A 25,961-nucleotide genomic window follows, 5' to 3' on the forward strand; every position below is an offset into this window, starting at 1 on the left:
GACGGACGCAGTGTGCGGATCCGACATGGCATCGTCATGAAAAAAACGTACAACGCCCGCATCGATCTGTGCGCGCAAGGAATAGTTCGTCGTGAAGCACCTGTTTCCCAACGTCGCGGAGCTGCACGCGTTCGCGAGTTCCGTGAAGTACCTGAACTTCTCGTATGCGGCGCGCGAGCTCGGCCTGACGCCGAGCGCGGTCAGCCGGCAGATCGCGAATCTCGAGGCGCTGTTCGGCGTGAAGCTGTTCGTGCGCGAGGGGCGCAATCTCGCGCTCACGCGGGCCGGGCAGGTTTATCACGCGCGCGTGATCGGCCCGCTGCGCGAGATCGGCAACGCATCGATCGAATTGCTGAGCGCGCGCGAGGACAGCGACCTGCTGACGATCGCCAGCGTGCCGACCTTCACGACGAAGTGGCTGGTGCCGCGTCTCGCCCGCTTTCTGGCCGTCGCGCCGGCGGTCACGCTGAGTTTTCGCCGCCATCTCGCGCACGGCGACATGTTTCCGTTCGGACTCGACGCGGCGATCCGCTATGGCGACGGCGCATGGGAAGGCGTCCGGTGCGATTACCTGGATGGCCGCACGTTCGTGCCGGTCTGTTCCGGCGAATTCGCGGCGCGGCATGCGCTGCGCACGCCCGCCGACACGGCCGCCGCGCCGCGGCTCGTGCACGAGCAGGCAGAAATCGCGTGGTCGCTCTGGGCGGAGCGCCATCGCGTCGCCCGGATGAACGCGCTCGCGGGGCCGCGCTTCGAACAGTATTCGGTGCTGATCCAGGCCGCGCAAGCCGGGCTCGGGCTCGCGCTCGTGCCGCGCTTCCTGATCGTCGACACGCTCGCGAGCGGCGCGCTCGTCGAACCGTTCGACGCGCCCGTCGACGTCGACGCGCAGGGACACTACCTGTGCTACGCGCCGGAGCGCCTCGAGACGAGCGCCGCGTTGCGGCGCTTCAGGGAATGGATGCTCGACGAATGCGCGGACCGATGAGCGTGCCCGACAGGGCCGGGCACGCCTGGACGGCACGTCGCCGTGCCGTCCGTCACGTTGCGTCAGTGGTCGATACCGAGCCCCGGCAGCACGTGCGTGTTCTCGGCCACGACCGCGTGCAGCAGCTTCGGTTCGGCGCCGAGCAGCCCGAGGATCGTCGGCGCGACCTGCTTCGTGCCGACGAGATCGCTCACGGTGCGCGCGCGGTGGAGGCCCGGATACGACACGAGCAGGCCGAGGTGGCTGTCGTCCGGCGCGTTGCCGCCGTGCTCCTCGTCCTTCTTCGTGCTCGACGTGTAGATCACGCCCGGATTCGGCTGGACGACGATGTCCGGCGTGCGGCCGTTCGCCGGATCGCCGAACCGGTCGGCCAGCGCCGCGCCGTACAGGATGTATGCCTGCGAGCCGTCGGCGCAGATCCCCGGCGCGTTGCAGCCGAGGTTCGCCTTCAGCGTCTGCACCACGGCCGTGCGCTGGCTGCGGTCGCGCAGCCAGATCAGGCCGACGTCGTCGGTCTGCACGAAGCCCGTGCCGACCAGGCCCGAACCGTCGTTCAGGTTGCCCGTCGTCGTGTTGTTCTGGCCGAAGTTGCCGTTCGGGTCGAGATAGTTGTTCGCTTCGAGCAGTTTCGTCAGCGTGTCGCCGTTCTTCACGAGCTTCGTGTGATCGGTCGGCGACTGGCCGTGCTTCGCCGTGACGATCACCGCCGTCGACGTGTACAGGTTGCGCTGCTTCAACTCGTTGACGATGCGGCCGATCGAGTTGTCGACGTACGTGATCGCGTTCGCGACCTGGCCGTTCGGCGTGAAGTTCGCGTCGAGATAGCCGCCGCCCTTCGCGACCGGCGCCTTCTGCGCGACGCTGAGCGTCTGGAAGTTGGCGCCGAACAGCGTCGGCACCGGCGCGTTCTTCGTGCCGGTCGAGTCGCGGCCGTCGATCTGGTTGACCAGCGCCTGCACGTGCAGGTTGTCGAAGCGCGCGGTGTGCGAATAGACGTCGGTGTAGGCGGTGTTCGTCGCCGGGTCGATCGAGTTGATCTCGGTGCGCATCAGATCGTCGACGCCGGTGCCCGACGGGCCGTTCAGCCAGTCGTAGCCCCACGCGTGCTTGTCGGCCCATGCGGTGTATGCGTTCGGCACGCCGGCCTTGACGGCCTCGAACACCGTGTTGGTCTTCACGTAGTTGTGCGGATAGACCGGCACGCACTGGCCATTGACCTTCGCATGCGGGATCGCCTGCGGATTGAACGCGCCGCCGCCGTCGAGGTGCACGAGCGCGCCGCCGTTGATGGCGTCGATGCCGGTCGTCTCGTCGAACACGACGTTCCAGCCCTGCTTGCCCGAGCAGGTCGTGTCGCTCGGCGCATACAGATTGCGGTCGTACGACACGTCGTAGAACAGGCCGGCCGTCTTCGGCGAGCCGCCCGTCACGAGCGCCGCGAGGCCCGGGAACGAATCCGACAGGCCCGGCGTATAGGCGTTCGTGTACGTGACGCCGGTTTGCGCGAGCACCGCGATGTTCGGACACGTGTTCGCGCCGATGCAGCGCGCGAGGTCCTGCTCGTGCAGGCCGTCGACGCTGATCAGCAGCACGTGCTTCACGACGCGCCGGCCGTGGCCGGCGGCGTCGCCCTGACCGTTGCCGTCCTGCTGCGCGGCATAAACGCCCGCGCTTGCGAGCGCCAGCGCGCCCGCCACCATCGCCGCCACCTTCCGCTGCTTACCAAGGAAAGACATCATCACCCCACCTCATCGATTGACGTTGAACTGCGTGACCTGCCAACAGGCGCGCAAAATATGGCCGGATCGTGCGGCGCTCCGATGAAGCGGGGCTTTCTGTTTTCTGTCAAACGTAACCAATCGCAAATGACACGACGCCGTCGCAATGCAGGGTGCCCCAGGCGCACGCCGCGACGTGCGCACCGGGCCGGTGCATGGTGCGCGCCATCGCCCGCCGCGCGATTTTTTTTCGTGCTTGGCGCATGACTATTGGCGTGTGATAAAGGGTTTTCCCTGACCCGGAGCACGACTATGTCGACCCTGGAAGCTCTCCGGTTCGTGCTGGACGATGCACGTACCCCCGAAATCATTCGCCATCACGTCGTCGACGCGCTGCAGTACGCGCTGCGCAACTACGGACAGGTGTTCACCGCGAAGGAAGTCGAGTGGCTGACGCAGTGGGACGACGCCCGCCTGCCGCTGGCCGCGAGGAAGGAACTGGACAAGCGCGAACCGGCGATCGCCGAGCGCTGACAGGAAGGCGCGCCGCCGCGCCCGATTGCCGGTCGGGCGCGGCGGTGGCGGATGATGGCGTGACGCGGCCTACTGCAGGCCGAAGTCGACGCGCGTCGTCGCGCCCTTGTCCTCGATGCCCTTCGCATCGAGCTTCGGCGCCACGACGAACATGCGGCTCGAATCGATCTTGCCGTCGAGGTATTGGCGCACGGCCTCTGCGCGCCGCTGCGCGAGCGCGCGCAGCGCATTGTCGTCGGCCGGCGCGTGATCGGCGAGCGCCTGCTTCATGTCCGCATCGGGCAGCGTCTTCTGCAAGCCGATCAGGTTGCGCGGCTTCTTGAAGTCGGCGGCCTTGTACGCACGCGTCAGGTACTTGCTGTACTCGGCCGGTTCGACCTTCACCGACATCGGATCGATGCTCTCGCCCTGGCCGACCACGTCCTTCAGCTTCTGCTGACGCACCAGGCGCTCGACGTACGCGTCGCGCAGCCCCGGCGTGTCCTTCGCCGGATCGACGCGGCCGATCAGGTCCAGCCGGATCGACGGCTTTTCGGTCAGCATCTTCACGACGGTGTCGAGCTTCTTCTGCTGCGCGTCGGTCAGCGCATACGTGCCCGGCGCGAACTCGACGTAGCCGAGATCCTCGCCGCCGCTGCCGCCGAACGCGTTCGCGAGCAGCGTGAACGGCGACGTGACGGCCTTCGCGATCAGGTTCAGCACCGCGCGCCAGATCAGCCCGCCGACGCTGAACTCCGGATTCGACAGCGAGCCCGACACCGGCAGGTTCACGTCGATCTCGCCGCGCGTGTTCTTCAGGAGCGAGATCGCGAGCTTCACGGGCAGCTTCGTCGCCGTGTCGTTCTCGACGTGATCGCCGAACGTGAGCTGGTCGATGAAGATGTGGTTGTTCGCCTGCAGCTGATCGTTCGCGAGCTGGTAGTGCAGGTCGACGTTGAGCTTGCCCTTCGTGATCGGATAGCCGGCGTACTTCGCCGAATACGGCGTCAGGTTGGTCAGCTCGATGTCGTGCGCGGTCGCCGTGAGGTCCAGCGCCGGCTTGTCGATCAGCGGGTTCACCGAGCCCTTGATCGAGATCGGCCCGTTGCCCGCGAGGTTCGCGGCGACGTCGACCGGCGCGGACGTCGTCGAGTCCGTGCCGAACGCGCCGACCGTCCCCTTGATCGCGACCAGGTTCGCCGTGTAGTTCGGCTTGATGAAGTTGTCGGTGTAGGTCACGCGGCCGTTCTGCAGCACGAGCTGGCCGAAATGCATGCGCACCGGATTCTGCGGCGGCGGCGCGGCCTTCACGACGACCGTCGCCGATGCGGCGGCCGGCGCGGACGCCTGCTGCACGGCCGCGGCCGATGCGGCCTGCGCGGCGGCCGGCGGCGTCACGCCCGGCGACAGCGGCACGGGTTCGCCCTTGCTCGCGTCACGCGTGAGCGATTGCGCGGGGCCCGTCTCCTTCGCGACGACGTCCTTCAGGTTCAGCCGCCCCTGCGCATCGAGCAGCACGCGGCCGTAGAAGTTCGAGAACGTCACGCGCGCGGCGTCGACGTCGGTGCCCTTCTCGTCGTAGTTCACCTTCAGGTTCGACAGCGCGAGCGAGCGCCAGCCCGCGAACGGGTCGGACGTCGCCTTGTCGAGCATCCGCACGTCGACCAGCGCGACATCGCCGCGATAGGTCGCGCGCGGCGTGTCCTTCACCTGCGCGAACGTCAGGTTGCCCTGCGCGTTGAGCAGCGCGCTCGCGATGGTCGCGTTCAGCGCGCTGCCGAAGTACGGCTCGAACGCGGCCGCGTCGAGGCGGTTGCCGTTGATCTTCAGGCCGAGCTTCAGCGGCTGCGCAGTCACGTCGCCCGACACGTTCACCGAGCCCTTGCGGTTCAGCGTCGCCTTCAGCTGCACCGGCAGCGGCTTCGTCATGTCGTCGCTGATCTTCTGCACCGACAGGTCGAGCGGCTTGATCGCGAGCTTCACCGGACGCGGCGTCGACAGGTCCGTGAAGTTCGCGGACGACTCCTTCACGTTCAGCGCGTCGATCCGGTAATGCCACGACGGCGCGGCCGCCTCGGCCTTGCGCGCGACCGTGCGCTTGGGCACCGCCGCCTGCGCGGGTTCGGCCAGCGCCGCCAGGTCGATCTTGCCGTCCTTCAGGCGCTTCACGTCGAGCGCGAGCCCGGTCGCATCGACGCTCGCGATTTCCGCGGTGCGCGCGGCGACGTCGACCTTCGCGATCTTCGCGCTCGCGTCGGGCAGCACGATCGCGGGCGCCTTCGCGTCCGGCGTCGCGAGCTTCAGCGACTTCAGGCTCACCGTGCTGTCGGCGACCTGCGCGTCGAGCGGCGTCTTGCCCCAGTCGGCCTTCGCGTTGACGCTCGCGCCGAGCGTGCCGTCGAGCACGCGCGCGCGGGTCGCCTCGCCGAGATACGGCTGCAGCGCCGGCAACGCGAGCGCGTCGACCGTCAGCTTCGTGTCGGCCTGCTTCGCGGCCAGGCTGAACGCGCCTTCGGCCTTCACGTCACCGCCGCGCGACAGCGACGTCGACAGCGTGTATTTCGCGGGCGTCTTGCCCTGCAGCGTGAAGCCGTCGAGCGTCGCGGCGAGCTTCGTCAGCGACAGCGCGGTCGGCGTCGCGGGCACGCGGTCGTCGACGTTGATCGTGCCGCCGTCGATCGCGAAATGACGGATCGTCAGGTCGAGCGGCGGCGCTTCCTTCGCGGCGGCTTCGGCCTTCGCGCCGCTCGCGGCGTTGGCGGCGGCGGTCGATGCGGCGGCGCCCGACGCGGCAGGCTTGCCCGTGTCTGTCTTCGGCGCGGCGGCCGGCGTGCCGGCGAGCTTCTCGACGTTCAGCACGCCCTGCTTGTCGCGCGCCAGGTCGACGACCGGCTGGTCGAGCCGGATCTCGTCGAAATGCAGCACGTTGCGCAGCGGCTCGAGGCCGGCGGCCGCGACGTGCACGCCGCGCGCGGCGAACAGCGGTGCGGACGCGCGGTCTGTCACCTTCGCGTCGTTGAGATCCACGGTGCCCGACACGCGCAGCGACGGCGTGGCGCCGCTCATCACGAAGTTCAGCGTGAGGTCGCTGCTGAGCAGGCCGCTGGTGACGATCACCGGCAGCTTCGCCGGCGCGTAGGAAATCAGCTTCGGCACGTCGAGCCGGTCGAACTTCAGCGCGACTTCCGACTCGCGCGACAGCGCGAACGGCTTCGTTTTGCCGTCGATCGCGATCGGGCTGCCGTCGAATCGCGCGCGCAGCTTCGGCTGCACGAAGATGTCGGTCTTCGACGGCAGCGTCGCGATGAACGGAATGCCGAGCGTCCAGTTGTCGACCACGTGCTTTTCGTTCAGCAGGCGGTCGTCGAAATCGATCCGCCCGTCGTTGACCTGAATGTTCGACACCGAGAAATGGGTCGGCTTGCTTTCGGGTTTGGACGGCGTCGAGAACTTCTCGACCAGGTCGGTGAAGTTGAAGCGTTGCGCGTCGTAGCGAACGATATGGAAGCGCGGCGAGTCGACGCGCACTTCGTTGACGATCGGCGCGCCGCGGAACAGCGACGACCACGACGGCCGCACGACGAGCTTGCCGATGTCGATGAAGTCGCCCTGGCCGCCGCGCTCGCCGACGTGCACGCCCTCGGCTTCGAGGTTCAGCGTGTACGGGTTCAGCGCGATGCGCTGGACGGTGGACGGCCGGCCGAGTTGCTGGCTCAGTTGCTGTTCGGCGATGTGGCGGATCAGCGGCGGCGCCGCGAAGAATCCGAGCAGTCCGAATAAAACGAGGAAGATCAGCACGCCGAGGCCGATACGTCGGGTCCGGCGCGAGCGTGCAACGCTGCCGAGGGCTTGGAAGGTCGAGGGTACGGTTTCTTTGTCTGCGCTTGACATGCTTGGATGCCTCGGGAATGGATGCCGGGCCGCGCCGGAAAACCGGCACGGCCGCGCACGCTATCCCGAAAGTATAGGCTCAGGTGGTGACGGAACGACGCTCGGGCGAGGCCGCCGCGCCCGCGGGTCGGACAGCGGCGGCGCCCGTCGGTTCACTTTCGGACGACGACGGGCGGCATCCACGAGCCGTCGCTCGCCTGCGGCTTCGGTGCGTAGAGTCGCAGCGCGAGCGCGAAGTCGGCGCGCGGCGCCGGCAGCCAGTTGGCCGCGTGCGTGCCGCCCGGCGACGCCGACACGACCACGTCGATCGAGCCGTCGTGATTGCGGCGCAAGCGGTCGCGGTCGCCAAGCGAGCGGCGCGCCGAGCCGACGTCGGGCAGCGCGCCGTTCGTCGCGTACGGCGTGAGTGTCCAGAACCCGCGCACCGGCGGCAGCGCGCCCGGCGCGAAGTGCAGCACGTAGCGGTTCGCGCCATTCAGCGTGTGGCCGTCGCTATCGACGCGCACGAGCGCGAGCGTCTCGTCGTCGCGCGTCGCGGTGCCGAACTGCGTGTAGGCCGCGTATGCGCGCAGCGCATAGTCCTGACCGTACTTGCCGGCCGTGTCGCCGATCCAGCTCCAGCCGTTCGCGTTCAGCAGGTTCGACGGCGGTGTCGCGAGCCGCGCACGCGCCTCGGCGACGCCGGCCGTCGCGGCGTTCAGGCGGTCACCCGTCCACAGCACCGGGTAGCCGGCTGTCACGCCGATGTCGCCGAGCAATTCGTTCGCGTGCGCGTCGTCGGCCGGTGCCGGATTGTCCTGCAGCGCCCGCGCGAAGCGCGTGAAGAACGCCTTCGGATCGAGCGCGGCCACCTGCTCGGCCGGCGTGCCGCCGCTCGCCGCTTCCAACGGCGCGCTGCCCGCATGGACCGCGACCGACGCGCCACGCGTGCTGCCCGTATAGACGGACAGCGGCACCACGCGGATCGCCCGCTGCAGTTTCTTCACGTTCGTGAGGTCGCGCCCGCCGCTCGTCTGCAGCCGCACCTCGAGCCACGCGTTGGCCGACGGCACGTCGATACGCAATGCGCCCTTCGGCAGCGTGCCCTGCCAGTCCTTCGCGGCGAAGGCAATCGTTTGCGATCGCGCGGCGCCGCGAGCGCCACGCGCCGCCACGCTCGACGACGACCACAGCACGTTCGTCCACATGTCGAGCGCGCGGGCATCCCAGTAGCGGCCGCGGGTATCCGGCAGCGTGACGATCACCGGCTCGGCACCGACGTCGAGCCAGCCGGTCGAGTCGAGCGTGTCGACGCCCGGCAGCGGCGGGTTGAGCGCGCCGACGGGCGGCAGCGCCTGCGCGTGGCGCAGCGTGTTGAGCGGCGCCTGGCCCGGCTGCGCGCTGTCGCCGCCCGTCGCGGCTTCCTTCGCGACGTCCATCAGCACGAGCGGATACGCGTATACATAGGAGTCGGCCACTTCGGCACGCATCCAGCCGGTTTTCCGCTGGATCGCGTCCGGTTGCGACGCGCATCCTGCCAGCAGCGCCGCCAGAGCCAGCGACGCGCCTGCCGCGCGCCGCAGAGAAATTGATTCTCGTAGGTTTTCAATCATTGAGTACTGGCCGAATATCGTTCTTGTCAGTCAACGCCTTGTTCGACTCACGATCGGCGAAAGCAAGGCACCCCAGCATGCCCGGTCGCCGCTTCGCTCGGCGGGCGCTGATGTCAGGCCGGTATCATAGCGCCTAAGGGCATCCCCCAATATGCCGAATATCGGGCGCAGCGGTAGCGGGGCCGTCGTCGGCCCGGAGTTCCATTGATCCGGCCCTTGTCGGGAACCGCCCCCCGCCTGCGCGGGGCGGCAGGTCGGGCGGGAATGGGCCGGCCGTCGGCACGACGCCGTATTGCATCGCCACCCCTTGACCTTCCCATCATGGGAATGTTGATACTGGCGTCATTCGCGGCACGAACCGCGCTTTTGGGGAATCCGACATGACTGAACCACTCGCCTCCGCCGACATGCAAACGATCGAACTGTCCATCGACGGCATGCATTGCGGCGGCTGCACGGGCCGCGTGCAGCGTGCGCTGGCCGCCGTGCCGGGCGTCGTCGAGGCGGCGGTCGATCTCGACGCGCATGCGGCGACGGTGAGCGCGCAGGACACGGTCGAGCCCGCGCAGCTCGTCGCCGCGGTCGACGCCGCCGGCTATCGCGCCGCCGTGCGCGAAGCGGCGGTCGAAGCCGTTGCGTCCGCGCACGTCGAGCACGTCGAGCACGCGATGCACGCGACCGCCCGGCCCGCAGCGCCGGCAAGCGCACTGCCCGCGCCCGCCGCCGGCATCGAACTCGACATCGACGGCATGACCTGCGCGTCGTGCGTGTCGCGCGTCGAAAAGGCGCTGGCGAAGGTGCCCGGCGTCGCGCGCGCATCCGTCAACCTCGCCACCGAGCGCGCGACCGTCGACGCGGCACCGGACGTTTCCGCGTCGCAACTGGCCGAAGCCGTGCGGCAAGCCGGCTACGGCGCGACACCGGTCGCCGCGCCGCCTCCGGCCGCTTCCCGCGATCTCGAATTCGACATCGGCGGCATGACGTGCGCATCCTGCGTCGGCCGCGTCGAAAAGGCGCTGGCCGCCGTGCCTGGCGTCACGCGCGCATCGGTCAATTTCGCGACCGAACGCGCGTCGGTGCATGGCGCCGGCGCGCTCGACGCCGCCACGCTGATCGCGGCGGTCACGACGGCCGGTTATCGGGCGTCGCTCGCCGTTGCGCCGGACGCGGACGCCTCGGCCGACGCCGAAGCCCGCGCCGCCGAACCCGCGCAAGCCCCCGACGCCCGCAAGCGCCGCGAAGCGATCCGCGAACGCAATCTCGTGATCGGCTCGGCCGTGCTGAGCGTGCCGCTCATCGTGCCGATGCTCGTCGCGCCGTTCGGCATCGACGCGATGCTGCCCGGCTGGCTGCAGCTCGTGCTCGCGTCGGTCGTCCAGTTCGGCTTCGGCGCACGCTTCTACCGCGCCGCCTGGCATGCGGTGAAGGCACGCACTGGCAACATGGACCTGCTCGTCGCGCTCGGCACGTCGGCCGCGTACGGCCTGAGCCTGTGGATGCTGCTGCGCGACCCCGCGCACCCCGGCCATCTGTATTTCGAGGCATCGGCCGTCATCATCACGCTGGTGCGCTTCGGCAAATGGCTCGAAGCGCGCGCGAAACGCCAGACGACCGAGGCGATCCGCGCGCTGAACGCGCTGCGCCCCGATCGCGCGCGCGTCGTCGAGCACGGCGTCGAACGCGACGTGCCGCTGGCGCAGGTCCGCATCGGCACGACCGTCAGCATCCGTCCGGGCGAGCGTGTGCCCGTCGACGGCCGGATCGCGTCGGGCCGCTCGCACGTCGACGAATCGCTGATCACCGGCGAAAGCCTGCCGGTGCCGAAGGAAGACGGCGATCCGGTCACGGCCGGCTCGATCAACGGCGAAGGCGCGCTCGTCGTCGAAACCACCGCGATCGGCGCGGAGACGACGCTCGCGCGCATCATCCGCCTCGTCGAATCCGCGCAGGCGGAAAAGGCGCCGATCCAGCGGCTCGTCGATCGCGTCAGCGAAGTGTTCGTGCCGGCGATCCTCGGCATCGCCGTGCTGACGCTGGCCGGCTGGCTGATCGCCGGCGCCGGCATCGAAACGGCGATCCTCAACGCGGTCGCGGTGCTCGTCATCGCGTGCCCGTGCGCGCTCGGCCTCGCGACGCCCGCCGCGATCATGGCAGGCACCGGCGTCGCGGCCCGCCACGGCGTGCTGATCAAGGACGCCCTGGCGCTCGAACTCGCGCAGCGCAGCACGGTGATCGCGTTCGACAAGACCGGCACGCTGACCGAAGGCAAACCGTCCGTGACGGCATTCGACGCCGTCGGCATCCCACGTGAGCAAGCGCTCGCTCTCGCGGCCGCGGTCCAGCGGCAAAGCGACCACCCGCTCGCGCGCGCCGTGGTCGCCGCGCACGATGCGGACGTCGTGGCCCGCGGCGGCGCGGGTTCGGCCGAGATCGTCGCGGCCGACGCGCGCGCGGTGGCCGGACGCGGCGTCGAGGCGCGCGTCGGCGGGGAGCTTCTCGCACTCGGCAGCACCCGCTGGCGCGACGAACTCGGCATCGTCGTGCCGCCGGAACTCGACGCGCGTGCCGCGGAACTCGAGCGCGCGGGCAACACGATCTCGTGGCTGATGCGTGCCGACGCGCCGCGCGCGCTGCTCGCGCTGCTCGCGTTCGGCGACACCGTGAAGCCGGGCGCGCGCGACGCGATCGCGGCACTGTCGGCGCGTGGCGTCGCGAGCGTGCTCGTCACGGGCGACAACCGCGGCAGCGCAGCGGCCGTCGCGGCGACGCTCGGGATCGGCGAAGTGCATGCGCAGGTGCTGCCCGACGACAAGGCACGCGTGGTGGCCGAACTGAAACGCACGCACGGCGGAATCGTCGCGATGGTCGGCGACGGGATCAACGACGCGCCCGCGCTCGCCGCGGCCGACGTCGGCATCGCGATGGCGACCGGCACCGACGTCGCGATGCATACGGCCGGCATCACGCTGATGCGCGGCGACCCGGCGCTCGTCGCCGATGCGATCGACATCTCGAAGCGGACGTATCGGAAGATCCAGCAGAACCTGTTCTGGGCGTTCGTCTACAACCTGATCGGCGTGCCGCTCGCGGCGCTCGGCTGGCTGAATCCGGTGATCGCGGGCGCGGCGATGGCGTTCTCCAGCGTCAGTGTCGTGACGAACGCGCTGCTGCTGAGGAGATGGAAAGGCCGCGCACGCTGATGCGGGCCGCGACAAGCGCCGGGCCGTTCGACGGACGGCCCGGCGCTTGTCGTATCGGGAATCGCTTGCCGTCCGGCGGGGCGCAAATTGCATGCGCTGCGTCGGGACAGATCATTGGAAGGCGGCCGGAAAAAACGGCAACGCGCGTCACCGACGCGCGCGCGTGCGGGCCTCAGCCCTGGACGACCGGCTTGATCAGCGTCGTCGTGATCGGCACGAAGCCGCACGCCCGATACAGCGCACGGGCCGCCGTGTTGTGATTGAACACCGACAGCCCGATTTCGGTGACGCCATGACGGCGCGCCTCGGCCTCGAGTGCATCGAGCGCGCGCGTGGCCCAGCCCTGGCGGCGCCGGGTCGGGACGATGTCGAGATCGTAGATGAACAGCGTACGGTTCGGCCCTTCGGGCACGATCGCGTACCAGAGGTCGCCGACCGTGTCGCCGCTGGCGGTGTCGATCAGTTGGACGAGCGTCTGGCCGGAAGTGAGCAGGCCATCGGGAAGCAGCGTATCGAAGCAGGCGCGGGCGCGGGTCTGCGCGTCGTCGGTGGCGTTCTGCCCGGATGACACGAGATCGCGCGCGTAGCCGTCGATGGCGCGCGTGCGGTATGCGTGGAATTCACCGGCCGTCATCGGCCGCATCTGCAGCATGGCCCGGGTGTCGCGAGGGAAGTCGGACTTCCAGTGTAGCGGGACGGTCGCACCGGCGCGCGATGCGGCGGCGGAAAACGGGCAGGCAGAGGCGGCGAGCGCCGCGCCGAATCAGCGAATCAGCGAATCAGCGAATCAGCGAATCAGCGAATCAGCGAATCAGCGAATCAGCGACGGTACAGGACGGTCGGAACGCGGTTCGCACGACGCACGCGCTCGGCTTCGGCGTGACGTGCAGCGTACGAATATTCCGCGTCGAGCGGCAGGTGCGGGGAGACGAACAGGTCGTCGATCTTTTGCAGCAGGGCAAGAATGAAGCTCATGTGAGACTCCTGACAGATGATTCTAGGGTTTTCCCTTAGATAGATGCCATTCTAAGGGTTTTCCCTGAACTCTGCCAGCTCACCGCATCAGTTTGCCGCACCCGCGCCACCGCCATCGACGGCACGCCCCGAGGCGCCTTGTCACGCCGGCGTTTGCAGGTAGGGTCGGACGATTTAGCGCGTTCGACGCACGCGCTTCGCGGCCGCCGCCTCGCGGTTCGCATTGCGCTGCAGCCGGTCGACCTGCGACAGCATCGCTTCGTGGTGTTCCGCGAGCGTCATCAGCGTTGCCTGCTGCGTCGACAGGTCGGCAGCCAGCCGGTCGATCCGCTGCTGCCGGGCGTCGACTTCCTGCTTCAGGTGCGCGATTTGCCGCGTTTGCAACACCAGCGCGACGAGCCCCGCGAACACGACGATCGCCAGCGCCAGCAGCAGCCGGTTGACGCGACGCATCTCGCGATCGGCCGCCTGCTTCATGCCGGCCGTCTCGGCCTGCAGCGCGGCGAGCCGGTCCGACAGCGGGCGCAGTTGCGTGTCGGGGTCGAAGGCCGACGCGCTCGACGTGGCCGGTTGCGCACGTTCCGCCGACGGCTTCGTCACGAACGACGCCGCGGACGCAACAGGCTGCGCGAACGGCGCGGCCGGCGCCGCGGCTGCTTGCGCGGCGTCATGGGCACGCGCGGCAACTGCGGGCTCGGCCGGTTCGGCGGTCGCCGACCGTTCAGTGGATGGCGCCAGGTGCTGCGCCGGGGTCGCTTCCGACGCCGCATCGACCGCAGCCACTTCCGGCGCGCCACGCGCCGCTGCCGCTTCGCGTGCGCCAGCGGCCGCGCGGCGCTTGCCGCCGGAGGATGCGCGACGCCCCTTCGTGGTCTCGCCAGGTGTTCGCACTGCTTCGTCGCGTGTGGCCGGCACGGCGGCGCCTTCGGGCTCACCGCCCGCTTTCACGGGTCCGTCGCCGATGACTGCGTCGACCGCACCTTCCGCCGCTCCGGCATTCGCCGTCGAACGATCGGCGTGCGTCCCGGCCGCGTCGTCTGCTTCCGCCACGCCGCCGGTCTTCACCTGGCTGCCGTCGGTTGCCGGCTCGCCCGCTGCAGTCGCGGCGACACCATCGGGCAGCCGCGCCTCGCCGGGCTTCGTTGCATCGGCATCGGCCACGTCGCCGCTTTCACGCGTCGACGCAGACGCCGTCGTTTTCGCGACGGCCCCGCCGTCGGCGCCCGGCGTGCCGAATCCATCCAGCGTCGCCTGCCGACCGCCGTCATCGCTGTCCGCGACGGCGGCCGCCGTGTCGGCATCCACCACCCCGTCATCGCGCGAGCCCACCGGCCCACGCGCAGCCGGCTCGAGCACCGGATCGCCGAACAGGTCGAGCGTGCGTTCGTCCCGCGGCGCATCGCCGCCCGTCGCGTTGCCGGACCGCGCGGTCGCCCTGGCGGCGGTGTCTGCCGCGGCCGCGACGGAACGCGGACGCGAACGGGCCGACGAGCGGTCGGAGCGGGAACGGGAGCGAGGCAGGGAAACGGATTCGGTCATGGAGTCGGATTACAGGTCCGCGAACGCGGAACCGGATGTCGAACGGAATCAGTGACCGGCCATTGTCGCATGACCGATCGCCGATCCGGCCGATCGGATGCCGTCTATTCGTCGCCCGACAACCCGCCGCCTTCCTCGAATCGCGTCACGCACGACAGCCCGCGCAGCTTGTCGCAGATCGCGCGGTATTCGAGATCCGACACGCGCCCGAGCGCGATGCGCACCTCGTCGTGCTCGCCCGTGTCGTCGGCGCGCTGCACGATGAATTGCTTCACGCGCGCGCTGTCGGGGCCGAGGGCCGCGTGCAGCGAATCGAACGTCAACGCGCCGCCCACCACCGTCAGCGCGAGCTGACGCCGCTGCCGCACCGTGAAGTAGCGCCGCTCGAGCGGCTTGATGCCGGCCAGGATGATCAGGATGATGATCGTCGCGGAAATCGACGCGACGTACAGTCCGCCGCCCACCGCGAGGCCGATCGCGGCGACCGACCAGAGGCTCGCGGCCGTCGTCAGCCCGCGCACGATCTCGCCGCGCAGCAGGATCGAGCCCGCGCCGAGGAAACCGATGCCCGAGACCACCTGCGCGGCGATCCGCGACGGATCGAGCACGATGTGGTCGCTGCTGCCCAGCACATCGGCGAAACCGAACGCCGACACGATCATGATGAGCGTCGAGCCGACACAGACCAGCATGTGCGTGCGCAGGCCGGCCGCCCACGACAGGCGCTCCCGCTCGAAGCCGATGACACTGCCGAGCGCCGCCGCGAGGACCAGGCGCATCACGAGTTCCAGGTTGCCGAGCATCCGATTTCTCTCCCGTTTTGAAGACTGCCGCGCGGAATGGTTTATCCTTGGCCCCGGCCGCGCCGCTCCGCGCCGACTCAATTCGATCCAAGCGCTCAACCCCGCCATGTCCGTTCCCGATTCCGCTTCCGCCCAGGCCGCCCGATTGCGCGACCATTTTGCGCACGTCATCCTGCCGATCTGGCAGGGTTCAGGGTTCGACCAGACGCTGCGGCTGCCGTTCGAGGCCGTCGATCCGGCCACCCATGCGCCGCTGCCCGTCACCCGTTATCGCGCAATGGCATGCGCGCGACAACTGTTCGTGTTCGCGCAGGCCGGCCACACCGCGCACGCGGCCACGCTGTTCGACTCGCTGTGCCGCCGCTTCCGCGACCCGCGCCACGGCGGCTGGTTCTACAGCGTCGATGCGCAAGGCGCGCCGCTCGACACGACCAAGGACCTTTATACGCACGCGTTCGTCGTGTTCGCGTGTGCCGCATGGCATGCGGCGTCGGGCGATGCCGCGGCGCGCACGGTCGCCGAGGACACCGCCGCGCTGATCCAGGACCGCTTCGCGCCGCAGCCGGGCGACGCGCTGCTCGACGCCGCGCGTCACGCCGACTTCTCGTCGTCGGGCAGCGGCGCGCTGCAGAACCCGCTGATGCACCTGACCGAAGCATGGCTCGCGGCCGCCGATGCGTTCGGCGACGCGGCGTTCGACGATGCGCTCGTGCGCACCGCGCAGGCCGTCGAGCGCACGTTCGTCGATACGGCGACCGGCTGCGTCGCCGAACTGCCGCTCGGGGCGGCCGACAACCGCTTCGAGCCCGGCCATCAGTTCGAATGGTTCTATCTGGTCGATACGGCCGGCGCGCGCCTCGCGCAAACCGGGCTCCCCGACGCGCTCGCGCGCGCGTTCGTGTTCGCCGAGCAGCACGGGATCGATCCGCAGACGGGCGCCGTGTGCGCGGCGGTCGACGCGCAAGGCGCATGCATCGACGGCACGCAGCGGATCTGGGCGCAGACCGAATACCTGCGCGCGCTCGCCACGCACGGCGGCACGCCGGCCTCCGCACCGCTCGCGCAGCAGATCGAGCGCTTCGCCGCGCGCTTCCTGCATCCGCGCGGCTGGTTCGAGTGCAAGACGGCCGACGGGCAGGTGTCGCGCGCCGACATGCCGTCGACGACGCCCTACCACCTCGCGACCGCTTACGCGGCGCTGCCCGCCGCTTCGTAACCGGCGCCGGCAAACGACGACGACGCGCGCGCGTCGCGAACACCGCGAGCCGCGCGCGCGTCGCCCAGTTCGAACACCGACACCGCCTGCATCAGGTGCGCGGTCTGGTCGTTCAGCGACGCGGCCGCCGCCGCGACTTCCTCCACCAGCGCCGCGTTCTGCTGCGTCAACTGGTCCATCTGCGTGACCGCCTGATTGACCTGCTCGATGCCGACGCTCTGCTCGACCGACGCGGCCGTGATCTCCGACATCGTCTGCACGACCCGCGTGATCGACGCCGAAACCGTCCGCATCGCGTCGCCGGCCCGTTCGACGAGTTCCGAGCCGCCGTCGATCTGCGTGACCGACTCCTCGATCAGTGCCTTGATTTCCTTCGCCGATTGCGCGCTGCGCTGCGCGAGCGAGCGCACTTCGCCCGCGACCACCGCGAAGCCGCGGCCCTGCTCGCCGGCCCGCGCGGCCTCGACCGCCGCGTTCAGCGCGAGGATGTTGGTCTGGAAGGCGATACCGTCGATCACCGAGATGATCTCCGCGATGCGCCCGGAGCTTTGGGCGATGCCGCGCATCCGGTCGATCACGCTGTCGACCACGCCGCCGCCGTGGCGCGTCGCGTCGAGCGCCGCGTCGGCCAGCGCGCTGGCCGCACGCGCGCTGTCGGTGTTCTGGCGGACGGTCGCGGTCAGTTCCTCCATGCTCGCGGCGGTTTCCTCGAGCGACGCGGCCTGCGTGCCCGTGCGCGCGGACAGGTCCGCGTTGCCGCCGGCGATCTCGCCCGCGCCGAGGTGGATCGCATCGGACGCGTGACGCACGGTGCGCACGGTGTCCGCGATGCTCGCCTGCATCGTGGCAAGGCCGCGCAACATCCGGTCGATCTCGAACACGCCGCCCGCCCGCACGGCTTCGTCGAGCCGGCCCTGCGCGATGCGCTCGAAATGGCGGCCAGCCTCGTCCAGCGGCGCGACCACCGCGCGCCGCGCGGCGGCGTAAATCGCCGCGCTCGCGGCGAGCATCGCCACCAGCAGCACGATGCCGACCCACTTGAACCACTGAATCCCGCTATCGATCGTGGCGAGCGCGTCGCGGCTCGACGCGGCGCCGTAGTCGGCGAAGCGGTGCAGTTCGGCGAGGTATGCGTCCTGGAAGCCCTGCGTCGGCTGGTCGAGGAACGCCTGGATGTTGTCGGCGTCGAGGAACTGCACGAGTTCGCCCAGCGCGCCGCGCAGCGCGCGATAGCGCTCGACGAGCGCCGCCACGCGCGCGCGGTTCGTCGCGTCGACGGCCTGCGCGGCCGTCAGCGCGGCGAACGCCTTGTCCGCTTCGGCGAGCGAAGCGCTGGCATGGCGGATGATCTCGTCGGGCTTCGGGCCGCCGCGCACCATCCGCGTGCCCGCGCGCGACAGGTTCACGCGGGCGTCGAGCAGGCGCTCGGTCGCCTGGCTGGCCGCGTCGACCTGCGCGATCGCGACGTTCGACAGGTCGTCGACGCCGCTGCGCGTCGATGCGAGCGCCCAGAAGCCGAGCGCCTCGATCGCGAACAGAAAGAGGCAAAACACGGTCAACACGCCGAGCAGACCCGACGCGAGCTTGATTTTTCCGAACATGGGGGAGATTCCTGGAGAGGCGACGATGGAGCAATGCCCCGGCATTAGCGGCATTTCTTCGGCGGACTTTAGGAACATCCGGCAAGCGGCGCCCGGCCAGTCCCCGCCATCCCCGTCGAATCGCCGGCAAACGAGGACAACGCGCGCGTTCGGCGCAATAATCGCGTCGCATCGCGCCGGCCGTTGCGCGAAATGCGGACGAATTTCCTTGCTTATCCGCAGCCCCCTTCCTAGAGTTCAGCGCAAGCGGACACGCATTGCGAGGGCAGTCGATGACGGACATCACGGACCACGCGCGCGGCGCATTGCGCGCGCAACCGTTCAGCATGCTGCTGGGCACGGAGCTGATGCATATCGGCGACAACGAAGTGTCGCTGTGCCTGCCCGTGCGGGAAGAGCTGCGGCAGCAGCACGGCTTCGTGCACGGCGGCGTGATCGGCTACCTCGCCGACAACGCGCTGACCTTCGCCGGCGCGCTCGTGCTCGGCCCGCGCGTCATCACCGCCGAATACAAGATCAACTACCTGCGGCCGGCCGTGAACGGCACGCTCGTCGCGCGCGCGAAGGTCGTCTACGCGGGCCGGCATCAGGCGACCTGCCAGTGTCATGTGTTCGTCATCGACGGCGATCACGAGCGGCTCGTCGCGATCGCGCAAGGCACGATCAATCGCGTCGGCGACGGCAAGATGCCGGATGCGCCGGAGGAAACGGCGTAAGCGGCCGATATCGCTCGACACGGCGGAGCACACGCGGCGGCAAGCCCCGCGCACCGGCTCCGTCAACCCGCGTCATCCTCCTGCAACGATAGAAACCGCGGCGCCACGCGCGCCCGCACGTTCCCGTTCTCGTCAGTTCGATAGATCCCGCGCGCCGCAATGTGCGGATGCTCGACCGCAGCGGCCACGCTCAGCACGGGGGCAAAGCACGCGTCGGTGCCTTCGAGCAGCGCGCGCCAGTGCGCGGACGGCTGCTGCGCGAACACCTCCGCAAAGCGCGCCTTCAGCGCCGGCCAGCGCGCGCGGTCGTACTGCGACGCCGGATCGACATCGCTCAACCCGAGCCGCTCGACCAGCAACGCGTAGAACGGCGGCTCGAGCGCGCCGATCGTCACGCATTCGCCGTCCGCGCAGCGATATACGTCGTAAAACGGCGCATCGTGGAAGAGGCTCGGCTGCGCGCCATCGAGTTGCCCGTTCGCGCGTGCCCACAACGCGAGCGAGCCGAGCATCGACACGATGTCGACGATCGCGCCGTCGACCACGCGCCCCGGCCCGCCGCCGCGCACGTCGAACATCGCGCAGACGATCCCGAATGCGAGCCCGAGCGCACCGCCGGCATCGCCGACGACGGTCGGCGGCACGCCGGGCCGGCCGTCGCGCGGCGCGGATAGCGACAGCAGCCCGGTCAGCGCAACGTAGTTCAGGTCGTGCCCGGCGGCCGCCGCGAGCGGTCCGTCCTGGCCCCAGCCCGTCATCCGTCCGTACACGAGCTTCGGATTGCCGCGTGCGCAATCGTCCGGGCCGAGACCGAGGCGCTCCATCACGCCGGGCCGCAACCCCTCGATCAGCGCGTCGGCCTGCGCGATCAGCGCGAGCGCCGCGTCGCGGCCGGCCGGCGTCTTCAGATCCAGCTCGACGATCGTCTTGCCTTCGCGCAGCAGGTCGCCGTCGCGGCCCTGCAGCGCGTCCGGCGCGCTGGTGCGGCCTGCCGGACGCGCGATCAGCGTGATGCGCGCGCCCATCCCGGCGAGCATCCAGCCCGCGAGCGGGCCGGGGCCGAGGCCTTCGAATTCGACGATGTGGACGCCGGTGAGAGGGGAGTGCATCGACATACCGGGCTCCTTGACAGAGGCAAACCGCGCCGGGGGACGTAGCGGCGATATGCCCGCCATTTTCGCTCGTTGACAATACGCGACGGTTCTATCCGCACGAGATCACTGCCGCAGCGTGCACAATTTCATCGACGCATTGACCATTCCGCCCGAGCGCATCAACTATCGACGTTTCGCACCCGATTCCATCCGATCTGATCCGAGGAAAATGCATGACCATCGCCAATAACGCGTTCTTCAAAATCTTGAAGATGCTCGACGGAATGAAGCAATTGCCCCCGCAAGCAATGCAAACCGCGTTCGACAAATGGGTGGCACGTATCGCAGCCGTATGCAGATGGACCGGGGTGGCGCTATTTGCGATCCTGCTGGGCTTCGCCGGGTGGGTCAAATTTGTCCAGCCGATTCAAGGCGGCTGGCTCACAGTGGCTCTTTTCATTGGTATCGCCACGACGATCCTCGCGCTGCTGTCACTCGTCGTCGACGTTATTCCCGCCGCGGTGATGCTCGCCCGCTTCAAACACAATTCCCTGAAGCGACTGATTCTGGAAATCGAGCACGACACCACGCAGGCGAGAAAGCTGTTGATCTTCGATCGGCAATTACTCGAAAGTACGGACGTATGGCTGTCCATCCGAATTGCCCGAATCAAGGATCGGCTCGGCTTCTTTCTGGGCGGCGCCGACAAGGTTGCCATTCTCGCACTCGGCAGCATGGGATGGGCAACGCTCAACACGCTCAAGAGCCTCCAGAACACGTGGCAACAGAACGCGTTTCTCTATGGCGCAGCCTTTCTCGGTGGCCTCGCGATCGGCGGTGTCATGTTGAATGTGATCGTCCAGCGATACACCTATCAGCGCGACCTGCTTGCGCTGGCTCTCGACCTGATCGACCGGCACGACGAATTGGACCGCCGACGCCGGCAACAGCGCGGCGGCCACGCCCAATATTGACGCCGTGGCGCTCTAATGCCTGTTAGAACGCATCCCCCGGCACCCGCACCCAGCCTTCCATCAGCACGCGTGCGCTGCGGCTCATGATCGCCTTCGTGACGGTCCATTCGCCATTTTCGAGCCGGGCTTCCGCGCCGACGCGCAGCGTCCCCGACGGATGGCCGAAGCGCACCGCGTTGCGTTCACCGCCGCCCGCCGCCAGGTTGACGAGCGTGCCGGGAATCGCCGCGGCCGTGCCGATCGCGACCGCCGCCGTGCCCATCATCGCGTGATGCAGCTTGCCCATCGACATCGCCCGCACCAGCAGGTCGATGTCGCCCGCGTTCACGCGCTTGCCGCTCGACGCGACATAGTCGGCCGGCTTCGCGACGAACGCGACCTTCGGCGTGTGCTGCCGCGTTGCGATCTCGTCGAGCGTGTCGATCAGGCCCATGCGCAGCGCGCCGTGCGCGCGGATCGTCTCGAACTTCTCGAGCGCCTTCGGGTCGCCGTTGATCGCGTCCTGCAGTTCGGTGCCCGTATAGCCGATCGCCTCGGCCTCGACGAAGATGGTCGGAATCCCCGCGTTGATCATCGTCGCCTTCAACGTGCCGATGCCCGGCACGGCGAGGTCGTCGACGAGGTTGCCGGTCGGGAACATCGAGCCGCCCGAGCCTTCTTCCTCCGCAGCCGGATCCATGAACTCGAGCTGTACTTCGGCGGCCGGAAACGTGACGCCGTCCAGCTCGAAATCGCCCGTCTCCTGCACCGCGCCGTTCGTGATCGGCACGTGCGCGACGATCGTCTTGCCGATGTTCGCCTGCCAGATGCGCACGGTCGCGATACCGTCGCGCGGCACGCGCGACGCATCGACGAGCCCGCCGCTGATCGCGAACGGGCCGACCGCCGCCGACAGGTTCCCGCAGTTGCCGGTCCAGTCGACGAACGCGCGGTCGATCGCGACCTGCCCGAACAGGTAGTCGACGTCGTGGCCGGGGCGCGTGCTCTTCGACACGATCACCGTCTTGCTGGTCGACGACGTCGCGCCGCCCATCCCGTCGATCTGCTTGCCGTACGGATCGGGGCTGCCGATCACGCGCAGCAGCAGCGCGTCGCGTGCGGCGCCCGGCGCCTGCGCGGCGTCCGGCAGATCCTGCAGCCGGAAGAACACGCCCTTGCTGGTGCCGCCGCGGATATACGTCGCCGGAATCCTGATTTGAGGAATATGAGCCATGTTTGCGTTGTCCCTGTGTGGCCCGGTCAGGCGGCCTGCGACGATTCGAGGAAGTCCTGCGCGAAACGCTGCAGCACGCCGCCCGCCTCGTAGATCGACACTTCCTCGGCCGTATCGAGACGGCACGTCACGGGCGTCGCGACGCGCTCGCCGTTCTTGCGGTGAATCACGAGCGTGAGATCGGCGCGCGGCGTACGCTCGCCGATCACGTCGAAGGTCTCGGTGCCGTCGATGCCGAGCGTCGCGCGGTTCGTGCCCGGCTTGAACTCGAGCGGCAGCACGCCCATCCCGATCAGGTTCGTGCGGTGGATCCGCTCGAACCCTTCGGCGACGATCGCCTCGACGCCCGCGAGCCGCACGCCCTTCGCGGCCCAGTCGCGCGACGAGCCCTGGCCGTAGTCGGCGCCGGCGACGACGATCAGCGGCTGCTTGCGATTCATGTACGTCTCGATCGCTTCCCACATCCGCATGACCTTGCCTTCGGGCTCGACGCGCGCGAGCGAGCCCTTCTTCACCGCGCCGTCGACGACCGCCATCTCGTTGATCAGCGTCGGGTTCGCGAAGGTGGCGCGCTGCGCGGTCAGGTGGTCTCCCCGGTGCGTCGCGTACGAATTGAAGTCCTCTTCCGGCAGGCCCATCTTCGTGAGGTACTCGCCGGCCGCGCTGTTCGCGAGGATCGCGTTCGATGGCGACAGGTGATCGGTCGTGATGTTGTCGCCGAGCACCGCGAGCGGGCGCATGCCCTTGAGCGTGCGCTCGCCGGCCAGCGCGCCTTCCCAGTACGGCGGACGGCGAATGTACGTGCTTTGCGGACGCCAGTCGTACAGCGGCGCCGCGCGCTCGCCCGCATCGGTGGTGCGCGCGAACATCGGTTCGTAGACCTTGCGGAACTGCTCGGGCTTCACGCTCGATGCGACGATCGCGTCGATCTCCTCGTCGGTCGGCCAGATGTCCTTCAGCGTGACGGGCTTGCCGTCCTGGTCGTGGCCGAGCGCGTCCTTCTCGATGTCGAAGCGGATCGTGCCGGCGATCGCATACGCGACGACGAGCGGCGGCGACGCGAGAAACGCCTGCTTCGCATACGGGTGGATGCGGCCGTCGAAGTTGCGGTTGCCGGACAGCACGGCGGTCGCATACAGGTCGCGATCGACGATCTCCTGCTGGATCTTCGGATCGAGCGCGCCCGACATCCCGTTGCAGGTCGTGCATGCGAACGCGACGATGCCGAAACCGAGCTTCTCGAGTTCCGGCAGCAGGTTCGCTTCTTCCAGATACAGCTCGACCGCCTTCGAGCCCGGCGCGAGCGAGCTCTTCACCCACGGCTTGCGCGTGAGGCCCTTTGCGTTCGCGTTGCGCGCGAGCAGGGCCGCGGCGATCACGTTGCGCGGGTTGCTGGTGTTCGTGCAGCTCGTGATCGCGGCGATGATCACCGCGCCGTCGGGCATCTCGCCCGCCTTCTCTTCCCACTGGCCGGCGATGCCGCGCGCGGCGAGGTCGGACGTCGGCAGCCGCTTGTGCGGGTTCGACGGGCCGGCCATGTTGCGCACCACGCTCGACAGGTCGAACGTCAGCGTGCGCTCGTATTGCGCGCCGTCCAGCGTGTCGGCCCACAGGCCCGCCGCCTTCGCGTAGGTCTCGACGAGCTTCACCTGCTCGTCGCTGCGGCCGGTGAGGCGCAGGTAGTCGGTCGTCTGGCCGTCGATGAAGAACATCGCGGCCGTCGCGCCATATTCGGGCGCCATGTTCGAGATCGTCGCGCGGTCGCCGAGCGTGAGGCTCGCCGCGCCCGCACCGCGGAATTCCAGGTACGCGCCGACCACCTTTTCCTTGCGCAGGAATTCGGTCAGCGCGAGCACGATGTCGGTCGCGGTGATGCCGGGCTGGCGCTTGCCGGTCAGTTCGACGCCGACGATGTCGGGCAGGCGCATCCACGATGCGCGGCCGAGCATTACGTTCTCCGCCTCCAGCCCGCCCACGCCGATCGCGATCACGCCGAGCGCGTCGACGTGCGGCGTGTGACTGTCGGTGCCGACGCAGGTGTCCGGATACGCGACGCCATCCTGCACCTGGATCACCGGCGACATCTTCTCCAGGTTGATCTGGTGCATGATGCCGTTGCCCGGCGGGATCACGTCGACGTTCTCGAACGACTGCTTGGTCCATTCGATGAAGTGGAAGCGATCCTCGTTGCGGCGATCCTCGATCGCGCGGTTCTTCGCGAACGCGTCCGGATCGAAGCCGCCGCACTCGACGGCGAGCGAGTGGTCGACGATCAGCTGCACGGGCACGACCGGGTTCACCTTCGCCGGGTCGCCGCCGCGCTCGGCGATCGCGTCGCGCAGGCCCGCGAGGTCGACGAGCGCCGTCTGGCCGAGGATGTCGTGGCACACCACGCGCGCCGGGAACCACGGGAAGTCGCGTTCGCGCTTGCGCTCGACGATCTGCTTCAGCGAATCGGCGAGGATCGCCGGATCGCAGCGGCGCACGAGGTTTTCGGCGAGCACGCGCGACGTGTACGGCAGCGTGTCGTACGCGCCGGGGGCGATCGCTTCGACCGCGGCACGCGCGTCGAAGAAGTCCAGCGACGTGCCGGGCAGGGGTTTGCGGTAGGCGGTATTCATGATGTGGGGCGGAAATCGGGGTAAGACGTTCCGCGCGCGCCGGCAGCCCGCATCATGGGCGCCGGTGCGCGCGGCGGGCGTGTCAGCGCTTCTCGATCGGCACGAACTGCAGGTCTTCCGGACCGGTGTAGTTCGCGCTCGGGCGGATGATCTTGTTGTCGACGCGCTGCTCGATGATGTGCGCGCTCCAGCCGGACGTGCGCGAGATCACGAACAGCGGCGTGAACATCGCGGTCGGCACGCCCATCATGTGATACGACACGGCGCTGAACCAGTCGAGGTTCGGGAACATCTTCTTCGCGTCCCACATCACCGATTCGAGGCGCTCGGCGATGCTGTACAGCTTCAGGTCGCCCGCTTCCTTCGACAGCTTGTGCGCGACGCCCTTGATCACCTTGTTGCGCGGATCGGAGATCGTGTAGACCGGATGGCCGAAGCCGATCACGACTTCCTTGTTCTCGACGCGGCGGCGGATATCGGCTTCGGCGTCGTCCGGCGAGCTGTAGCGGCTCTGGATTTCATACGCGACTTCGTTCGCGCCGCCGTGCTTCGGCCCGCGCAGCGCGCCGATCGCACCGGTGATCGCCGAGTAGATGTCCGAGCCCGTGCCCGCGATCACGCGGCCGGTGAACGTCGATGCGTTGAACTCGTGCTCCGCGTACAGGATCAGCGACGTGTGCATCGCGTCGACCCACGACTTCGACGGCGTCTTGCCGTGCAGCAGGTGCAGGAAGTGGCCGCCGATCGAGTCGTCGTCGGTTTCCGTCTCGATGCGCTTGCCGTTGTGCGAGAAGTGATACCAGTACAGCAGCATCGAGCCGAGCGACGCCATCAGGCGGTCGGCGATGTCGCGCGCGCCCGGCAGGTTGTGATCGTCCTTCTCCGGCAGCACGGTGCCGAGCACCGACACGCCGGTGCGCATCACGTCCATCGGGTGGGCGGAGGCCGGGATCTGCTCGAGCGCGGCCTTCAGCGCGTTCGGCAGACCGCGCAGCGCGCGCAGCTTGGTCTTGTACGCGGCCAGTTCGGTCAGGTTCGGCAGCGTGCCGTGCACGAGCAGGTGCGCGATTTCCTCGAACTCGCACGATTCGGCGACGTCGAGAATGTCGTAGCCGCGGTAGTGCAGGTCGTTGCCGGTCTTGCCGACCGTGCACAGCGCCGTGTTGCCGGCCGTCACGCCCGACAGCGCCACCGACTTCTTCGGCTTGAATGCGCCTGCGGCGGCCGGTGCTGCTGCGTCTTTCGTCTCGCTCATGTTTCCGTTCTCCAATGGGTATCGGGGTGTCATGTCGGCCGGGCGCGGCGCG

Annotated in this window: 18 protein-coding genes; 6 read left to right on the top strand and 12 right to left on the bottom strand. The window is 68.9% G+C overall.

Annotated features, from left to right (window positions below; genetic code table 11):
* Nucleotides 1-91 precede the first annotated feature (91 nt).
* Nucleotides 92-988, top strand: a complete 897-nt coding sequence (locus tag WS45_RS02845; protein ID WP_059698070.1) for a LysR substrate-binding domain-containing protein — start codon at nt 92-94, stop codon at nt 986-988.
* Nucleotides 989-1,050: 62 nt separating this feature from the next.
* On the opposite strand, the gene WS45_RS02850 is transcribed toward WS45_RS02845, so the two are convergent.
* Nucleotides 1,051-2,727, bottom strand: coding sequence for an alkaline phosphatase family protein (locus WS45_RS02850; protein ID WP_059698072.1), 1,677 nt, complete (start codon nt 2,725-2,727; stop codon nt 1,051-1,053).
* Between the two features lie 291 nt (nt 2,728-3,018).
* Here WS45_RS02850 and WS45_RS02855 point away from each other — a divergent pair, with 291 nt between their 5' ends.
* Nucleotides 3,019-3,240, top strand: a complete 222-nt coding sequence (locus tag WS45_RS02855) for a hypothetical protein (RefSeq protein WP_059448952.1) — start codon at nt 3,019-3,021, stop codon at nt 3,238-3,240.
* 69 nt (nt 3,241-3,309) lie between these two features.
* On the opposite strand, the gene WS45_RS02860 is transcribed toward WS45_RS02855, so the two are convergent.
* Both WS45_RS02860 and WS45_RS02865 read right to left on the bottom strand, forming a co-directional pair.
* On the bottom strand, nt 3,310-7,110 hold the full coding sequence (locus tag WS45_RS02860) for a DUF748 domain-containing protein (RefSeq protein ID WP_059698074.1): 3,801 nt from the start codon (nt 7,108-7,110) through the stop codon (nt 3,310-3,312).
* A gap of 152 nt (nt 7,111-7,262) precedes the next feature.
* A complete protein-coding gene (locus tag WS45_RS02865; protein WP_059698076.1) occupies nt 7,263-8,702 on the bottom strand; it encodes a DUF1254 domain-containing protein in 1,440 nt (479 codons plus the stop codon).
* Nucleotides 8,703-9,082: 380 nt separating this feature from the next.
* Here WS45_RS02865 and WS45_RS02870 point away from each other — a divergent pair, with 380 nt between their 5' ends.
* Nucleotides 9,083-11,902: a heavy metal translocating P-type ATPase gene (locus WS45_RS02870; protein ID WP_082721819.1), complete on the top strand. Its 2,820-nt coding sequence runs from the start codon at nt 9,083-9,085 to the stop codon at nt 11,900-11,902.
* Between the two features lie 172 nt (nt 11,903-12,074).
* Here WS45_RS02870 and WS45_RS02875 read toward each other — a convergent pair whose 3' ends face one another.
* The 4 genes from WS45_RS02875 to WS45_RS02885 all read right to left on the bottom strand — a co-directional run bounded on the left by WS45_RS02875 (nt 12,075) and on the right by WS45_RS02885 (nt 15,219).
* Complete coding sequence (locus WS45_RS02875) at nt 12,075-12,554, bottom strand: GNAT family N-acetyltransferase (RefSeq protein ID WP_059698078.1); 480 nt, start codon at nt 12,552-12,554, stop codon at nt 12,075-12,077.
* 167 nt (nt 12,555-12,721) lie between these two features.
* Complete coding sequence (locus WS45_RS35570) at nt 12,722-12,877, bottom strand: hypothetical protein (RefSeq protein ID WP_175908567.1); 156 nt, start codon at nt 12,875-12,877, stop codon at nt 12,722-12,724.
* A gap of 174 nt (nt 12,878-13,051) precedes the next feature.
* Nucleotides 13,052-14,416 (bottom strand): hypothetical protein, encoded by a 1,365-nt coding sequence (locus tag WS45_RS02880; RefSeq protein WP_059698080.1) that lies wholly within the window; start codon nt 14,414-14,416, stop codon nt 13,052-13,054.
* 104 nt (nt 14,417-14,520) lie between these two features.
* Complete coding sequence (locus WS45_RS02885) at nt 14,521-15,219, bottom strand: MgtC/SapB family protein (RefSeq protein ID WP_059528748.1); 699 nt, start codon at nt 15,217-15,219, stop codon at nt 14,521-14,523.
* Nucleotides 15,220-15,325: 106 nt separating this feature from the next.
* Here WS45_RS02885 and WS45_RS02890 point away from each other — a divergent pair, with 106 nt between their 5' ends.
* On the top strand, nt 15,326-16,435 hold the full coding sequence (locus WS45_RS02890; RefSeq protein WP_059698082.1) for an AGE family epimerase/isomerase: 1,110 nt from the start codon (nt 15,326-15,328) through the stop codon (nt 16,433-16,435).
* Here WS45_RS02890 and WS45_RS02895 read toward each other — a convergent pair.
* Nucleotides 16,408-18,036, bottom strand: coding sequence for a methyl-accepting chemotaxis protein (locus WS45_RS02895; protein WP_059698085.1), 1,629 nt, complete (start codon nt 18,034-18,036; stop codon nt 16,408-16,410). The two genes, WS45_RS02890 and WS45_RS02895, sit on opposite strands and share 28 nt — an antisense overlap.
* 272 nt (nt 18,037-18,308) lie before the next feature.
* Here WS45_RS02895 and WS45_RS02900 point away from each other — a divergent pair, with 272 nt between their 5' ends.
* Nucleotides 18,309-18,752: a PaaI family thioesterase gene (locus tag WS45_RS02900; RefSeq protein WP_059467287.1), complete on the top strand. Its 444-nt coding sequence runs from the start codon at nt 18,309-18,311 to the stop codon at nt 18,750-18,752.
* A 62-nt stretch (nt 18,753-18,814) separates the two neighbouring features.
* Here WS45_RS02900 and WS45_RS02905 read toward each other — a convergent pair whose 3' ends face one another.
* Nucleotides 18,815-19,867 (bottom strand): CaiB/BaiF CoA transferase family protein, encoded by a 1,053-nt coding sequence (locus WS45_RS02905; RefSeq protein ID WP_059698087.1) that lies wholly within the window; start codon nt 19,865-19,867, stop codon nt 18,815-18,817.
* Nucleotides 19,868-20,079: 212 nt separating this feature from the next.
* On the opposite strand from WS45_RS02905, the gene WS45_RS02910 reads away from it, so the two are divergent.
* A complete protein-coding gene (locus tag WS45_RS02910; protein WP_059698089.1) occupies nt 20,080-20,820 on the top strand; it encodes a hypothetical protein in 741 nt (246 codons plus the stop codon).
* Between the two features lie 22 nt (nt 20,821-20,842).
* On the opposite strand, the gene prpF is transcribed toward WS45_RS02910, so the two are convergent.
* From prpF to prpC, 3 genes are all read right to left on the bottom strand, one after another.
* Nucleotides 20,843-22,033: a 2-methylaconitate cis-trans isomerase PrpF gene (prpF, locus tag WS45_RS02915; RefSeq protein ID WP_059698091.1), complete on the bottom strand. Its 1,191-nt coding sequence runs from the start codon at nt 22,031-22,033 to the stop codon at nt 20,843-20,845.
* A gap of 26 nt (nt 22,034-22,059) precedes the next feature.
* Nucleotides 22,060-24,654: a Fe/S-dependent 2-methylisocitrate dehydratase AcnD gene (acnD, locus tag WS45_RS02920; RefSeq protein ID WP_059689288.1), complete on the bottom strand. Its 2,595-nt coding sequence runs from the start codon at nt 24,652-24,654 to the stop codon at nt 22,060-22,062.
* 82 nt (nt 24,655-24,736) lie between these two features.
* Entirely contained in the window at nt 24,737-25,909 is a 1,173-nt protein-coding gene (gene prpC, locus WS45_RS02925; protein ID WP_059448941.1) for a bifunctional 2-methylcitrate synthase/citrate synthase, read from the bottom strand.
* Between the last annotated feature and the right edge of the window lie 52 nt (nt 25,910-25,961).

Source organism: Burkholderia sp. RF2-non_BP3 (assembly GCF_001522185.1).
Classification (GTDB): Bacteria; Pseudomonadota; Gammaproteobacteria; order Burkholderiales; family Burkholderiaceae; genus Burkholderia; species Burkholderia diffusa.